The organism is Polaribacter sp. BAL334, from assembly GCF_015767435.1.
Classification (GTDB): domain Bacteria; phylum Bacteroidota; class Bacteroidia; order Flavobacteriales; family Flavobacteriaceae; genus Polaribacter.
Map to the genome: position 1 here is coordinate 1 of NZ_JADWOV010000165.1, position 716 is coordinate 716.

2 pseudogenes are annotated in these 716 nt (G+C 30.2%); both read left to right on the forward strand.

Annotation, left to right across the window (positions count from 1 at the left end):
- Positions 1-363: pseudogene (locus IU405_RS00860) on the forward strand (endonuclease); the annotation flags it as partial.
- Between the two features lie 11 nt (positions 364-374).
- Positions 375-716, forward strand: a pseudogene (locus IU405_RS00865) (PH domain-containing protein); the annotation flags it as partial.

Sequence of the window (716 nt, forward strand, 5' to 3'; positions counted from 1 at the left end):
ACCTTCAACAAACATCCAGAAATGGAGATTTCAAATTTTAAAACCTATCCTAAACGATTTCAAACGGATCGATTTATCATACTAGGAGATTTTAATTTAGATGAAAAACACACTGTTTGGAATCCGTTGTATAAAATGGGTTTTACATCCGCAATATCTAATCAACCAACCACTTTAAAAAGAACCTGTGTAGATGGCAATTATTTAAATTATCCGATAGATAACATTTATTACAACACTAACTATTTTACGCAACAAAAGGCATCTACTATTGACTTTGTTAAAGAATGTGATAATTTAGCTATGGCCAGGAGAATTTCTGATCATTTACCAGTGGTATCAGAATTATTATTTCATCATTAAAAATTATAAAAATGGGATTATTCAATAAATTATAAGGAAATGCAAGTGAAGTTTCAGTTGAAAAATTAACAGAAAAATATCAAAGATTGTTAAGTGATACTGAAGAAATTGAAATGGGATTTGAATTATTTAGAGACACCTTTGTATTTACCAATAAACGTCTGATATTGATAGATGTACAAGGTTTAACAGGCAGTAAGGTTGAGTACAAGTCTTTGCCCTATAAATCTATTTCACGATTTTCATTAGAAACTGCAGGAACCTTTGATCTCGATGCTGAGCTTAAAATTTGGGTTTCCAGTGAAACATTACCTTCTGTGAGTAAGAAATTTAACAGAAGCATAGATGTATAT